The sequence below is a fragment of the Williamsia maris genome, from assembly GCF_024171815.1.
Classification (GTDB): Bacteria; Actinomycetota; Actinomycetes; order Mycobacteriales; family Mycobacteriaceae; genus Williamsia_A; species Williamsia_A maris.
The window spans coordinates 1,059,010-1,073,284 of sequence record NZ_JAMTCJ010000002.1 but is presented as its reverse complement, the minus strand read 5'-3'; the positions used below and the strand labels follow the sequence as shown (position 1 = coordinate 1,073,284).

Below are 14,275 nucleotides of genomic sequence, written 5' to 3'. Positions count from 1 at the left end.
GCGACTTAGGTCTACCTTCCATGCGAGCACCCGCGTCCAGGCCTTACGGTCTATGTAAGGACACCTGGGCGTCGGCTGTCGTTCGCCCTGGATAGAAAGGCCCCAACGCCTTGAGCGCCACCACCATCACCATCGGCACCATCGCAGCCCTCATCAGTCTCGGATGCTGGGCCCTGTTCTTCTCCGGCGTGTGGAAAATGCTCCGCACGATCGCCCAGGGACAGCGCGACACCACTCGACTCACCCCGGTCATCCCGCGTTTCAAGCAGATGATGATCGAGTTCGTCGCCCACACCAGGATGGTCAAGTTCCGCACCGTCGGCTGGGCGCACTGGCTCGTCATGATGGGCTTCGTCGTCGGCTCGCTGCTGTGGTTCGAGGCGTACGGGCAGACGTTCAACCCCGAGTTCCACTGGCCGATCTTCGGCGACACCTTCGTGTGGCACCTGCTCGATGAGCTGCTGGGTATCGGCACGGTCGTCGGCATCGTGACGCTGATGATCATCCGCCAGCTCAACCACCCGCGACGCCCGGAGCGTCTGTCGCGCTTCGCCGGATCGGGGTTCCTGGCCGCCTACTTCGTCGAGATCGTCGTCCTGCTCGAGGGCCTGGGCATGATCTTCGTCAAGGCGGGCAAGATCGCGACCTACCACGACGGCCACGTCGGCTCGGACTTCTTCACGATGCAGGTCGCGCACATCCTGCCGGAGAGCCCGCTGCTCGTGTCGATCTTCGCCGCCATCAAGCTGCTCTCGGGCATGGTGTGGCTGGCCGTCGTCGGCCGCCGCATCACCTGGGGTGTCGCATGGCACCGCTTCGCCGCGTTCTTCAACATCTACTTCAAGCGCGAGCTCGGTTCGAAGGTCGCCCTGGGCGCCGCCAAGCCGATGATGTCGAACGGCGAGGTCCTCGTCATGGAGGAGGCCGACCCCGACGTCGACGCGTTCGGCGCGGGCAAGATCGAGGACTTCAGCTGGAAGGGCTGGCTCGACTTCACCACCTGCACCGAGTGCGGTCGCTGCCAGAGCCAGTGCCCCGCGTGGAACACCGGAAAGCCGTTGTCGCCCAAGCTGTTGATCATGTCGCTGCGTGACCACGGATACGCGAAGGCGCCCTACCTGCTCGCCGGCGGTCGCACCGACGCCGCGGGCGACGAGGTCGGACTCGTCGACGCCGAGGGCAACGTCGACCAGGCCGCTCTGGACAAGATCCCGGCCGCGGCACGCGCCGAGGCCGCCCGCCCGTTGGTCGGCCCGAGCGAGGGTGCCACCGGCGGCGGCATCATCGACGCCGACACCCTGTGGAGCTGCACCAACTGCGGCGCGTGCGTCGAGCAGTGCCCCGTCGACATCGAGCACGTCGACCACATCATCGACATGCGCCGCTACCAGGTCCTCATCGAGTCGGACTTCCCGTCCGAGCTCGCCGGCCTGTTCAAGAACCTCGAGAACAAGGGCAACCCCTGGGGTCAGAACTCCAAGGACCGCACCAACTGGATCAACGAGATCGACATCGACATCCCGGTCTACGGCCAGGACGTCGACACCTTCGAGGGCTTCGAGTACCTCTTCTGGGTCGGTTGTGCCGGCGCCTACGAGGACCGCGCGAAGAAGACCACCAAGGCCGTCGCCGAGCTCCTCGACATCGCCGCGGTGAACTTCCTCGTCCTCGGTGAGGGCGAGACCTGCACCGGCGACTCCGCTCGCCGCTCGGGCAACGAGTTCCTGTTCCAGATGCTGGCGCAGCAGAACATCGACACCCTCGGCGAGCTGTTCGCCACCGCACCGCAGCAGCGCAAGAAGATCGTCGTGACCTGTGCGCACTGCTTCAACGCGTTGGGCAACGAGTACCCGCAGGTCGGTGGCGATTACGAGGTCGTGCACCACACGCAGTTGCTGAACCGTCTCGTGCGCGACAAGCGCCTGATCCCGGTCGCGCCGGTCGCGGAGAACGTGACCTACCACGACCCCTGCTTCCTCGGCCGTCACAACAAGGTCTACGAGGAGCCCCGCGAGCTCATGTCCGCGTCGGGGTCGGCGTTGCGTGAGATGCCGCGTCACGGCGAGCGGTCCATGTGTTGTGGCGCCGGTGGCGCCCGCATGTGGATGGAGGAGTCCATCGGCAAGCGGATCAACCTCGACCGGGTCGACGAGGCGTTGAGCACGCTCGACGACTCCGGCGACCAGCCCCAGAAGATCGCGACCGGCTGTCCCTTCTGCAAGGTGATGCTCAGCGACGGCACCACCGCCAAGACCAGCGGCACCGACCTGGAGAACAAGGTCGAGGTCGTCGACGTGGCCCAGCTGCTCTTCGAGTCGGTGACCCGCGGGGCCGCCGAGATCAAGCGCGGCGGACGATTCCTCGGCCCGGCGACCGTCGGGACCGCGACTCTCGACAAGACCGACGTCAAGGCAGAGCAGGTCACCGAGACCACGAAGTCGTCGGCTCCCGCCGAGGCCGCAGCCGAGGCGACCGGAACCGAGACCACGGCGAAGCCGAAGGTCGGACTCGGCATGGGCGGCGGCATGAAGCGCCCCGGCCAGGCCGCGAAGGCAACCACGGCCGCGCCCGCCAAGGATTCGACCGCCGAGTCGAAGGCGGAGCCCGCGTCGTCGAACTCCGCGGAGGCCGTCGAGGCGACGTCCGCGGCCACCGCGGCGAAGTCGAAGGGCTTCGGCATGGGCGGCGGCATGAAGCGCCCCGGCCAGGCAGCCAAGGCGTCAGCACCGGCCGCCGAGAAGTCCGAGGCACCCGCCGAAGCATCGTCAACCGAGGCGTCCACGCAGGCAGCGGCACCTGCTGCGGAGCCGAAGTCGAAGGGCTTCGGCATGGGCGGTGGCATGAAGCGTCCGGGCCAGGCAGCCAAGGCGTCGGCACCGGCCGCGGAGAAGTCCGAGGCACCCGCGGAGGCATCGTCAGCGGCACCGGCGGAGGCGTCCACCGACGCGGAGGCGGCGGCGCCGGCTCCGGAGCCGAAGGCCAAGGGGTTCGGCATGGGCGGTGCGAAGCGTCCGGGTCAGGCCGCGAAGGCGCCGTCGAAGCCGGCCGCGGCCGCCGAGACCCCGGCTCCCGCCGAGCCGGCCGCCGACGAGGAATCGGCCACCGAGGCGACGGCCTCGGAGTCGGCACCGACCGAGACGGCCGCGACGGAGACCCCGTCCGCGCCCGCTCCGGAGCCGAAGGCCAAGGGGTTCGGGATGGGCGCCGGTAAGCGCCCGGGTCAGGCCGCGAAGGCACCGGCGAAGCCGACCGCGAGCACGCCGGCCGAACCGGAGACCAACGGTTCCGCCGAGTCGGCGTCGACGTCCGAGCCGACCTCGGCGACGTCAGAATCGAACGGTTCGGCCGAGTCCAACGGTGCAGCCGAGTCCAACGGTTCGGCCGAGTCCAACGGTTCGTCGGAGCCGGCGGAGAAGGCCGACACCACCGGGACCGACGACTCCGACACGCAGGCGCGGGTGATCACCGAGACGGGGAATTCCAAGTCCGCCGGTTTCGGAATCGCCGCGGGAAAGAAGCGTCCGGGGTCGTAATCGAGAGCCGGACAATTCGATTGCGGTCGGCGTGAGCCGTGATCGATTCATTGTGACTGCACACAATGAGAAATGTTTCGACCACGCAATTCATTGTCGTCCACACAATGTCGTCGAACAATCGCCGCCGAATTCCTCGCGAATCGGCGGCGATTGTCGTCGGCGAGCCTGTCCACGGCAGTTCACGCAGCGCACACGCCTCCTGTGAGGTCGGGTTCTGACCCCGGACCGACCGCCGACATCGGTCACCTGCGCAGCCGACACCACGCTTTGTCGGGCCCGCCCCGTGGCATGATCAATGTCACGTCATGGTCCCGGTCGACATTTCTTTCGGTTCGGCATCGGGCGACGTGAATCAACTCGCCACGCACGGGAGGGCAGCGGTGACCGAACAGCACGAGTCGCCGAGCCGTCTTCTCACCGCTTTCTCCGACGACGAACTCCGCGCCATCGCAGCCGACATCCCCGCACAGAGCGCGGTGTTCCTGGCCGTCAAACTCGACGGGTCCGACCGCATCGCCGCGGCGTTCGGTCGAGCGATCGCGATGGAGGTCCGCCGCGCCGCGTTGGTCGCGGTGGCCGAGCTCCTGGGCACACGAGCCCGGGTCTTCATCGGCGGTGCCGCGAACGGCGGCGTCATCTTCGACATCAGGCAGCGCGACGCGTCCGAACTCATCCGCGACACCGCGGCGCGATTGTCGTCGACGGTCACCGTCAGCGGCGTCGGGTACTTCATCCAGAACAACATCGGCGTCGCGTTCCCCGAGGACTCGCCGTCGTCCGATCCGGCCGACCTCCTCCAGGCCGCCATCGGGGCGATACACGCATCGGTCACCACCGGCGTCCACATCGCGTACGCCGCCGACGTCTCCATCGCCGACCTGCGCGCGGAGGTGGCACTGGCCGCGGAGTTGGCGTCGTCGGACGACGAGGCCTTCACCCTGCACTACCAACCGATCGTGAAACTCGACACATTCGAGGTCGTCGGTTACGAGTCGCTGCTGCGCTGGACCGTGGACGGCCGACTACGCCTGCCCGGAGAGTTCCTCGAGGCAGCCGAGGAGACATCTCTGATCGTCCCGATCGGACGGTGGGGCGTCACCCAGGCGATCCGACAACTCGGGGCGTGGCGCGAATCCCTGTCCGACACCGACTCATTCTTCATCTCAGTGAACTTTTCGTCGCAACAACTTTACGATCGCGATCTCACCACCCTGGTCCGAGAGTGCCTCATCGCGGAGGGCGTACCCGCGGGAGCCCTGTGGGTGGAGGTCACCGAACGTGACCTGATATCTGCCGATTCCCCGGCGGCACAGACGATCCGGGAGCTCCACGACCTGGGATGCGTCATCTGCGTCGACGACCTGGGCACCGGGTACGCCGCTCTGCGGTACATGATGGACCAACCGATCACGGTCGCCAAGATCGATCGTTCCCTGGTCGACGGCATGGAGCGCGAGGGCGTCAAGCGCCGCATCGTCGAGGCCGTGTGTCATCTCTCCGCGACGCTGGACATCAGCACGGTGGCCGAGGGGGTCGAGCACGACGACCAGGTGGATCTGCTGCGCGAGATCGGCTTCACCCACGGGCAGGGCTTCCTGTTCGGCAAACCCGCACCCGCGAGCGAGATCACCCGCTAGTCCACAGGTCGTCGCCGTGACGACATCCCCGTGGCGACCCGGCGATGTAGTATTCGTAACGGAACAAGGGCCGATCACGAATCTGTGACGGTCGGGGAGCGCGGCGGGGGCCGCGCGGGGGATCGTGTCGCGTACGCACGGCACGGTTGTGTCGCACTGGGGGATCACCATGAGCACGAGAGAAACAGGGCTGCCGTCGTTGCCCGCTTCCGACTCTCTGGCTGTCACCCGTCAGAGACGACTTCGGCTGGGCCGCCAGCGAATAGACATCATGCTCCTGCTGCTCGATCTGATCGCCGTGGCCGCGGCGATCGTGTACGCCACCGATCAACGCTGGCAGGTGCTCGAATCGATTGCGTTCGTCTGCATCCTCGGCACCGGCGGCCTGTACCGCAGTCGCATCACCCTGTCGGCACTGCTGGTACTCCCCCGTCTCGTCGGCTTCTCGATGATCGCGACCCTGGCGTTGGTCATCGTCTTCGATGCCGCCACGCCCCTACAGCGAGCCGTCGCCGAAGCTCTCGCGGTCGCCGCGATGCTGTTCGTCATCCGGGTGTTCTACTTCGGGGTGCAGCGCGCTCGTCGTCGGCGGATCACCACGCGTACGCGCACGGCCATCATCGGCGGCGGCAAGGTGGCCTACAAGCTGATGCAGAGCGCCGGGGAGCAGCGCGCCCTCGGACTCGACGTGATGGTCGTCGTGGACGACAACCCGTTTCCCGAGATCCTCGACAGCGGCGTCGCCGTCGACTCCAGCCGCCGCCCGATCCGCGAGATCGTCGAGGAGTACGGCATCGAGACGGTCATCGTCGCGTACAGCCGCACCGCCGACTCCAACTTCGTGTCACCGCTGCGTGAGTGCGACGACCTCGAATGCGAGATTTTCGTCGTCCCTCGCCTTTTCGAGTTCGTGCACGCCAGCTCGGACATGGACCGCATCCACACCATCCCGCTGATCCACGTCCGGCGCCTCGCACAGCGCACCTGGTACTGGCACGCCAAGCGGGCCTTCGACATCGTCATGGCCGCGTTCGCCATCCTGCTCGTCGCACCGGTGTTGGCGGCCACCGCGTTGGCGGTGTTCCTGACCGACCCGAAGGCGCCGATCATCTTCCGCCAGGAGCGGATCGGACGGGAGGGCCGACCGTTCGACCTCTACAAGTTCCGCTCGATGCGGCCGGTTCCCGCCACGGCATCCGACGTCGACTGGGCACCCGACCGCGCCAATCGTGTGGGCCCGGTGGGCAAGTTCATCCGCAAGACGTCCATCGACGAACTACCGCAGCTGTGGAACGTCGCGCGCGGCGACATGTCCATCGTCGGCCCCCGCCCCGAGCGACCGCATTTCGTCGCCCAGTTCCAGGGCTCGGTGCCGTCGTATCAGGACCGGCATCGCCTGAACGTCGGGCTGACCGGATGGGCCGCGATCAACGGGCTGCGCGGCGACACCAGCATCGACGACCGCGCGGTCTACGACAACTACTACATCGCCAACTGGAGCGTCTGGCTCGACATCAAGATCATCATCCTGACGTTCGGTGCGTTGCTGCGGGGCACGGGCTACTGACCCGCAGCCCGGGGGATCAGCCGGGCGCCGGCAGCGTGACCTCGGCGAGGAACACCGCCATCGCGTGACAGCCGGTGTGCGACAACGTCACCTGCAGATCACGCCACCCACGGAGGCGCGCACGGTCCGCGGTCGTGCCGTGCAGCACGATCCGCGGCACGGATCCGGAACCCAGCACCTCGATCTCGGTCGGGGTCGTCGCGTCGTCGCCCAGCGCGAGCGCCTTGATCACCGCCTCCTTGGCGGCGAACCGCGCCGCGAGGCGCTGGAGATCCCGTCCGTCGTCGCTGGAGCGCAACTCCCCGGGCGTGAAGATCCGTCGCAGGAACCGATCACCGAAGTCCGACACAGATTCGGCCATGTCGTCGATGTCCACCAGGTCGCAACCGATCACGTGGGCGGAGGTCATGTCGCCACCGCGTCGACGACGCGACGCATCGATCGTCGGAACTCCGCGCGGGAGAACGTCCCGGCGTGCGCCGCGATGCGGGTGGCGTCGTAGTCTCCGTCGGCGAACGAACGCATCGCCGCCGCGAGGCCGTCGACCACCTCGTCGTCGGTGCCGGGCGGCACCAGCTGACCGGACAGCCCGGGGACCACCGTGTCGAGTGCGCCCCCCTCCCCCACGGCGATCACCGGGGTACCCGACGCCATGGCCTCCACGGGGACGATCCCGAAATCCTCGACCCCGGGCATGATCAGCGCGCGAGCACGCCGCTGGAGGTCGGTCATCTGCTCGTCGTCGACCCGTCCGAGGAACTCGGTGCCCGGTCCGGCCACCTCCTCGCACAGCTGCTGCCACCGGCCCGATCCCGCCACCATCAGTGGCACTCCGGCCTGCCGGGCGGCGCGCACGGCCAGATCGGGGCGCTTGTAGGGGACCAGTCGCCCGGCCAGGAGGAAGAAGTCCCCCCGGCGGACGTGCGGGTCGACCGTGAACCGCTCGGTGTCCACCGGTGGGTGGACCACGACCGCGTCGCGTCCCCACCACCGACGGATCCGGTCGGCGACCTCGGTGCTGTTGGCTACCACCGTCGTGACCTTCGGCGCCGCCGTGGACTCGGCCCGACGTGCCACCGCGGCCAACGCCGCCAGCGCGGCGCGGCCGGGCAGCCCCGACGCCTCCCCCGCGCGCATCTCCGGATCCCAGGCCCACCGCGCCGGCGAGTGCACATAGGCGATCGTGGGGATGTCGCCCGCGGCGTGTGCCGCCGAGAGCGCGAACGCATGATGGCTGATGATGACGGCGTCGACATCACCGAAATGGCTGCGACGCAGCGCAGTCGGTACGAGGGGCAACAGCGGCGCGTAGGTGCGTCGCCCCAACGCGCGATGCGCGGAGTCGAGGACCGACGCATCGACACGACCGCGCAACACCTCGACCACGGCGCGCTCGTCGGCGATCGGGACCCGTAGACGCGAGTGCGGCCACTCGACGGCCAGCTGCTCGACGACGTGTTCGCTGCCCGCCACCTCGGTGAGGCGCTCGTGGACGAGTGCGACTCGCGAACCACTCATGTCCGCACCTCGATCGTGATCGGAGCGGGATGATCGGGGGTGGTGAGACGCCCACGAGGAGTGCGGTCCGCGTCGTCGGATCGGAGAGCGACCCGGTAGGGCCGTCCCGGCACGAGGTGGAAGACGTTGTCGCCGGGCACGAAATCTTTACAGTCGATCTCGACCCATCGGAGCGCGACGGAGGCGGTGATCTCGAGTTCCCAGCCACCCGCGACCGGGTACGCCGATGCCGTCGGTGGGTCCGCACTCGTTGTCGGTGCCCCGGGACGGACGCAGAGGACCTCGCGCGCCCGCACCTCTGAGCCGACGGTGAGCACGGCCTCCACCGCGTCCGCGGTGCGCGGTCCGAAGCGGTAGGCGTCGGAGAGATCGCGGAACACACCCGTGATCTCGCTGTCGCGCAGGGAGATCGAGCCACGCGCGGGTATCGACACCGCGCGGGTGCCCGACGCGACCATCGCACCGCCGTCGCGGGCGGCATACAGGGTGATCTGCCCGACGAGGGGCGACGGACCGTCGTTGACGGCGTCGACGAGCACACCGTCGAGTCCTCCGTCTCGGACGAACAGCGCGACCGACGCCCACGTTCGCGCCACCATCGCGAGCGGCAGCTTCGCCTCGCCGTCGACGTCGATCAGGCCCCACCCGGCCCCGGGAGCCAGGTCCGACGCCGCGAGGACGAGCGCGCCACCGCAGGCCGGATCGTTCCGCCACTGCGTGAAGCATCGGGACATCGCCTCGCCCACGGCGATCCGACCGAGCTGGAGGTACCGCTCGGGGTCGCGACCGCGTACCGCGGCGGGGTCGACGCCGAACACCTCCTCGACGTACACGTCGCGGACGTCCTCGAAGTCCCACGACGATCCCCGATCGCGCGGGACCCCGGCCTTCCAGACCGGATCGTGGCCGGCGACCAACGCCGAACCGAAGTGCCTCTCGACCGCGGCGGGCGACGGCGGGATCGCGAAAGCCAGTGCCTCGGCGGCGAATCGCACACCGCTTGTCACCACGTCGTGGATGGGGCGGCGGTAGCCCCCGACGCCGAACCAGTGGCTGATGCCCGTGTCGGCGCGCAGGGGGAAGTCGTCGGTGTCCGCCGGCGCACTCGGCGACGACTCCACGTACGGGATGCCCGCGTCGATCGCGGCGGCCGACAACACCGTCTCGATCAGCGGCAGTGACCTCTCCGAGGCGGGAAGACCGAGCATGACCGGCTGTTGCACGGTCTCGCTGCCGCCGCTCACCACCGCCATCGACGGGTTCCCACCGACCTGCGCCAGCACCGTCTCCAGCTCGAGGCGGGTGGTCGCGTCGAGGTCGGCCGGCGGATCGAACGTGGCGACCATCGCGTCCTGCCACACCAGCAGGCCGAGGTGCGCGCATGCCTCCCAGAAGGCGCTGCCCTCGTAGAGCAGGCCACCGGGCAGTCGCACCATCGTGGCGCCGGCGTCGGCGAGCGTCGCCAGTCGTGCACGGACGAGATCGGTGTCGGCGTGCGTCCCGACCCCGTCGACCGCCGTCCACACCGCGCCACGACAGAAGATCCGGGTGTCGTTGACCACCACCCGGAAGCCCCCACCGGCGCGGTCGGCGCCGAGGGTGCGGAAGGCCACCGTTCGGATCACGGCGGTGTCGCCGAGGGTGAGTGTCATCCGGTACAGCGGTTGCGGTCCATACCCGTTCGGCCACCACAGTTGTGGTTCAGCGACGGTGAGGGACAACGAGAAGCGACCTCCGTCGGCGCCGATCGTCGAGCCGGTGGCGACCACGTTCCCGGACGGGTCGGTGAGCTGCGCGCTCACCCGCCGGCCGTCGACCTCGGCCCCGGTCACGTCGACGCACCGGCCGGTCGAGGTCACCGTCGCCCTCGACACGTCGACCTCGACGCGGAGCCCGTCCACGGTGGCGTCGCGCTCGATCGTGACCGGCTTCCACAGGCCCACCGGGGGCGGCGACCCCGCGTACACCGGTGCGCGGCCGAGCAGTGTGGTCCGGGCCCAGCGGAGCCCCTGGGCGGCGACCAGTGACGAACGCCACCGCCCCCGCGGGCGGCGGCGGGCCAGCCACCTCGTGAGGGAACCGAATCGGATCACGACGCGGTGCGGGCCCGCGGTCACGGCCACCGACTGCGGCAGGAACATGGACTCGATCTGCGCCGCGACCTCGCCGTCGACGAACACGGTCGCCGGAAACGTGATGCCGTCGAACCGGATCCGCACCGGGTGGTCGTGGTCGAGGTCGGCGACGAGCCACCAGTCGAGGTCGTCGACGGTTCGGCCCGGACCGACCAACGCCTGCCAGCCGGACACGTCGGTGACGAGTCCGGGCCCGTCGACCTCCAGCCCGCCGGCGAGAACGTCGGCGGTCAGGTCCGCGGGTTTCTCGAACGCGTCGGGTTCACAGGCGACCAGGGTCGCGGTGTCCATGTCACCTCACCGCAGTGCGTCGGCGACGGTATCGAGCGCACCCGCCCAGGCCGACGCCATCGCGATGAGGGTGGCACTCGGGTCGACCGAGCGTCCGCGGGCTGCGCGGGCCATCGCGAACTGGACCGTCTTGGCCCCCGACGCGACCTCCAGCAGCGGTTCCCGTGCTGCGGCAGCACCGTTCACCCCGAACCGATCCAGCCACACCACCAGGTCCGAGGCCAGTTCCGCGGTGGACCCGCACTGTCGCAGGGTCGTGAAGGCCCACCGGTGGAAGGTCTCGAGCCCTGCGTTCGGTAGCCACGCGGTGGCCGCGTGGACCGAGTCCGACAACCGGTCGATCGGATTGCCGACGGGGCGGCGACGCAGATGCGCGGCGACGAGTTCGACCGCACGATCGGGCCGTGCGCGCTCGGGTGCGAAACGTATCTGTTCGACGTAGGGCGGCAGCACGAGTTCGTCGTGCGGGCCGATCCCGAAGACGCCGTCGAAATCGTCGTCGACGAGGCGATGGGCACCGGCGTTGTGCAGGTAGGTCATCCGACGCGCATCGCGATCCACCGACAACGGCACGATCGTGGTCTTGACGTGCGCGGTGCGGTAGTCGCTGCCTGCGGTGTCGGGCAGCCACCAGCTGTCGACCTCGACGGTGTGCAGCAGCCCACGGCCGGGGCCGGCCTCGACGGTGTCGAGGATCGGGCGCCACAGCGCCTCCTCGGTCACCTCGACGCCGTAGACCGTTCTCAGGTCGGCCTGCTCCGGTTTGATGAACGTCCACTGCTGACCGTCGTGGTCAGCGGAGAGCGTCGACATCAACGAGGGCACCGGGTCGTATCCCGATGCATGCAGGATCTCGATCCACAGATCCACGTAACAGTTTGTCTCCGACCAGATCCGGGACTCGTCGGTGTGGATGTGATGGGCCCGGTAGGTGTCGGGATCGAGAACGGCGACATCGTGTGTCTCGTTCGCGAGGGTCATGCCGGGGCCAACCGCCCGACGACCGTCTCGAGGTTCTCCACCGTCGCGAAGGTGGACTTCTTCAGATCCGAGTCCGGGAACTCGATGTCGAACTCGTCCTCAAGCGCCAACATCACATTGACGCTGGCGTGTGACGTGAGACCCAGCTCATAGAGATCCACGGTGCTGCTCACCGACATCGCGTCGGTGGACATCTTCCCGTGTGAGACAAGGATTTTGCGAATGCGGTCCTGCATGTTCTCCCCCTGTGAGATCACTCCCCGCCGACCTCCGGCCGGGAAACAGCCTCGGAACTCCCCAGTCCGGGCTGACGTTTCGCACGAGTGCCGAGTCGATCGACGGAACTACCGTCGGCCAACGATCTGCAACTCGTCAATTCCAAAAGTTTGCGATACCGTACTGAGCAACGTACCGCAGTAATATCGGCTGCGTCCACGCACCAGCTAGTACACAATCGAAGATGCGCGTCCGACCACCCGGGGGGGAAGTTCGGTGACTGTCACCGCTACACATGTGTCCGCAGCCGTTGAGGCTCCGGATCCGACGACGACGATTGCCGTCGCCGCAGACCACGCTGATGACGTGGATCGCAACGCACGGTTCCCGTTCGAGGCCGTCGACGAGATGCGCGCTTCGGGACTCCTGTCCTGCTCACTGCCCGTCGAGTTGGGCGGCCGATCCACCTCCATCACGGATCTGTGTGCGATCGCCCGGAAGCTCGGGGCGGTCTGCAGTTCGACCGCGATGATCTTCGCGATGCATCACACCCAGGCCCTCTCGCTGCGCTTTCACGCGACCTCCGGTGACGCCGCCGACCTGACGCGGGCCATCGCCGAGCAGAACGCGCTCCTGGCGTCGGCGACCACGGAGATCACCACCGGGGGCGACACCGGCAACTCGACCTGCGCGGTCGTCGTCGACGGCGGGACGGTCACGCTGGACAAGAACGCGCCGGTCATCTCCTACGGCGAGTACGCCGACTACATCTGCGCCACGGCCCGACGCACCCCGGACAGTCCCGGCGGTGATCAGGTCCTCGTCGCCTGTCCCCGCGAGGACACCCGGCTCGAGAAGACCGGGACGTGGGACGTGCTCGGCTTCCGCGGCACCTGCAGCCCGGGGTTCCTGCTCCACGCGGAAACCACTGTGGCCAACGTGATCCCGGTCGACTACTCCACGATCTCGGCGACCACGATGTTGCCCGCATCGCACACGTTGTGGGCATCGGTGTGGCTCGGCATCTCCGACGCCGCGATGACCAAGGCCCGTGCTCAGGTCCGGGCCGCGGCGCGCCGGTCGGCGGGTTCCGGACCGCCGCCGCAGGCCGTCAAGTTCGCCGACCTCATCGTGATCCACCAGTCGTTCGAGTCGTCGGTCCGCCGCGAGATCGAGCGGTACGAGGACTTCCTCGCCGGCGGTGAGACCGATCCCACCATCGGCTTCGCCCTGGCCATGAACAATCTGAAACTCGAGGCGTCGACCGTCATCGTCGACGTGGTCGTCGGCGCGCTGCAGCTCTGTGGGATCAGCGGATACCGCGAGGATCACCCCGCCTCCATGGGCCGCCTGCTGCGCGACGCGTTCGGTCCCCAGCTCATGGTGTCCAACGACCGCATCCGTGCCAACAACGCCCAGCTCGTGCTGGCCTACCGGAGCTGACGACATGACCATCACCGCCACCGATTCGGCGTTGCACCGCGCACGCACCCAGTTCCGGGACGACCTCATCGCACGGGGCATCCTCGTCCCGTCGGGCATCGACGGCCTCTACGGTCGCGGCGCGATATTCGAGGACGTCATCGAGCTGATCGACGGTCTCGTCGTCAGCGCCGGTCGCGCCGCGCACGGCGACGACCTCCGACGCCTGCGGTTCCCACCCGTCTTCCCCCGTGAGGCCTTCGAGAAGACCGACTACATCGCGTCGTTCCCCAACCTCACCGGCGCCATCTCCACGTTCACCGGCGACAACCGTGCGCACCGCACGTTGCTGGCCGATCGCGAGGCGGGCAACGACTGGGACCATCACCTCGCCTCGGCGGGCACCATGCTGGTCTCCGCGGCCTGCCACCCGAGCTACTCGACGCTGACCGGCACCCTTCCGTCCGACGGTGTCCTGCTCGACGTGTACGGATACTGCTTCCGTCACGAGCCCGCCGTCGACCCGGCCCGCATGCAGGCGTTCCGGATGCACGAGTTCGTCCGCGTCGGCACCCCTGAGCAGGCCCGTACGCACCGGGAGGACTGGATCCCTCGCGCGTTGGGCGTCCTCGACGAATTGCAGCTGGCCGCCGATGACGTCATCGCGAACGACCCGTTCTTCGGTCGTGCCGGAAAGATGCTGGCGGCCAACCAGATCGACGAGAACCTCAAGACCGAGCTGGTGGTGCGCCTGTACGGCGATCTCGACGAGGGCACCGCCGTGGTCTCGTGCAACTGCCACCAGGACCACTTCGGTTCGACGTTCCAGATATCCACCGCGGACGGCGACGTCGCCCACAGCGCGTGCGTCGGATTCGGCATGGAGCGCATCGCCCTGGCGATGTTCGCCACCCACGGTCTCGATGTCGGCGGGTGGCCGGCACGACTGCGGTCCCTGCTCCCCTGACAGAC

10 protein-coding genes are annotated in these 14,275 nt (G+C 68.4%); 5 read left to right on the top strand and 5 right to left on the bottom strand.

Features of this window, described 5'->3' with window-relative positions:
• Positions 1 to 110 precede the first annotated feature (110 nt).
• From LX13_RS11830 to LX13_RS11820, 3 genes are all read left to right on the top strand, one after another.
• Positions 111 to 3,533: a (Fe-S)-binding protein gene (locus LX13_RS11830; RefSeq protein WP_253661506.1), complete on the top strand. Its 3,423-nt coding sequence runs from the start codon at positions 111 to 113 to the stop codon at positions 3,531 to 3,533.
• 383 nt (positions 3,534 to 3,916) lie between these two features.
• Complete coding sequence (locus LX13_RS11825) at positions 3,917 to 5,173, top strand: EAL domain-containing protein (RefSeq protein ID WP_253661505.1); 1,257 nt, start codon at positions 3,917 to 3,919, stop codon at positions 5,171 to 5,173.
• A 271-nt stretch (positions 5,174 to 5,444) separates the two neighbouring features.
• Positions 5,445 to 6,740, top strand: a complete 1,296-nt coding sequence (locus LX13_RS11820; protein WP_253661504.1) for a sugar transferase — start codon at positions 5,445 to 5,447, stop codon at positions 6,738 to 6,740.
• Positions 6,741 to 6,756: 16 nt separating this feature from the next.
• On the opposite strand, the gene LX13_RS11815 is transcribed toward LX13_RS11820, so the two are convergent.
• The 5 genes from LX13_RS11815 to LX13_RS11795 are packed head-to-tail and all read right to left on the bottom strand — an operon-like array spanning position 6,757 to position 11,901.
• On the bottom strand, positions 6,757 to 7,149 hold the full coding sequence (locus LX13_RS11815; RefSeq protein ID WP_253661503.1) for a holo-ACP synthase: 393 nt from the start codon (positions 7,147 to 7,149) through the stop codon (positions 6,757 to 6,759).
• The gene (locus tag LX13_RS11810) at positions 7,146 to 8,258 is read right to left on the bottom strand and encodes a glycosyltransferase (protein WP_253661502.1); all 1,113 of its coding nucleotides are present in this window, start codon (positions 8,256 to 8,258) and stop codon (positions 7,146 to 7,148) included. The genes LX13_RS11815 and LX13_RS11810 overlap by 4 nt, the downstream gene beginning before the upstream one ends.
• Positions 8,255 to 10,684: a glycoside hydrolase family 2 protein gene (locus tag LX13_RS11805; protein WP_253661501.1), complete on the bottom strand. Its 2,430-nt coding sequence runs from the start codon at positions 10,682 to 10,684 to the stop codon at positions 8,255 to 8,257. Before LX13_RS11805 ends, LX13_RS11810 begins: the two co-directional genes overlap by 4 nt.
• Before the next feature lie 6 nt (positions 10,685 to 10,690).
• Entirely contained in the window at positions 10,691 to 11,665 is a 975-nt protein-coding gene (locus LX13_RS11800) for a DUF1839 family protein (protein WP_253661500.1), read from the bottom strand.
• Positions 11,662 to 11,901: an acyl carrier protein gene (locus LX13_RS11795; RefSeq protein WP_301300892.1), complete on the bottom strand. Its 240-nt coding sequence runs from the start codon at positions 11,899 to 11,901 to the stop codon at positions 11,662 to 11,664. Before LX13_RS11795 ends, LX13_RS11800 begins: the two co-directional genes overlap by 4 nt.
• Positions 11,902 to 12,178: 277 nt before the next feature.
• On the opposite strand from LX13_RS11795, the gene LX13_RS11790 reads away from it, so the two are divergent.
• Together LX13_RS11790 and LX13_RS11785 are read left to right on the top strand one after the other, a co-directional pair.
• Complete coding sequence (locus LX13_RS11790; protein ID WP_253661498.1) at positions 12,179 to 13,324, top strand: acyl-CoA dehydrogenase family protein; 1,146 nt, start codon at positions 12,179 to 12,181, stop codon at positions 13,322 to 13,324.
• Between the two features lie 4 nt (positions 13,325 to 13,328).
• Positions 13,329 to 14,270: an amino acid--[acyl-carrier-protein] ligase gene (locus LX13_RS11785; protein WP_253661497.1), complete on the top strand. Its 942-nt coding sequence runs from the start codon at positions 13,329 to 13,331 to the stop codon at positions 14,268 to 14,270.
• The last annotated feature ends 5 nt before the right edge of the window (positions 14,271 to 14,275 follow it).

Coding starts and splice junctions, on each gene's coding strand:
- LX13_RS11820 (WP_253661504.1), top strand. CDS start 5,445: ATGCTCCTGCTGCTCGATCTGATCGCCGTGGCCGCGGCGATCGTGTAC.
- LX13_RS11815 (WP_253661503.1), bottom strand. CDS start 7,149: ATGACCTCCGCCCACGTGATCGGTTGCGACCTGGTGGACATCGACGAC.
- LX13_RS11810 (WP_253661502.1), bottom strand. CDS start 8,258: ATGAGTGGTTCGCGAGTCGCACTCGTCCACGAGCGCCTCACCGAGGTG.
- LX13_RS11805 (WP_253661501.1), bottom strand. CDS start 10,684: ATGGACACCGCGACCCTGGTCGCCTGTGAACCCGACGCGTTCGAGAAA.
- LX13_RS11800 (WP_253661500.1), bottom strand. CDS start 11,665: ATGACCCTCGCGAACGAGACACACGATGTCGCCGTTCTCGATCCCGAC.
- LX13_RS11795 (WP_301300892.1), bottom strand. CDS start 11,901: ATGCAGGACCGCATTCGCAAAATCCTTGTCTCACACGGGAAGATGTCC.
- LX13_RS11785 (WP_253661497.1), top strand. CDS start 13,329: ATGACCATCACCGCCACCGATTCGGCGTTGCACCGCGCACGCACCCAG.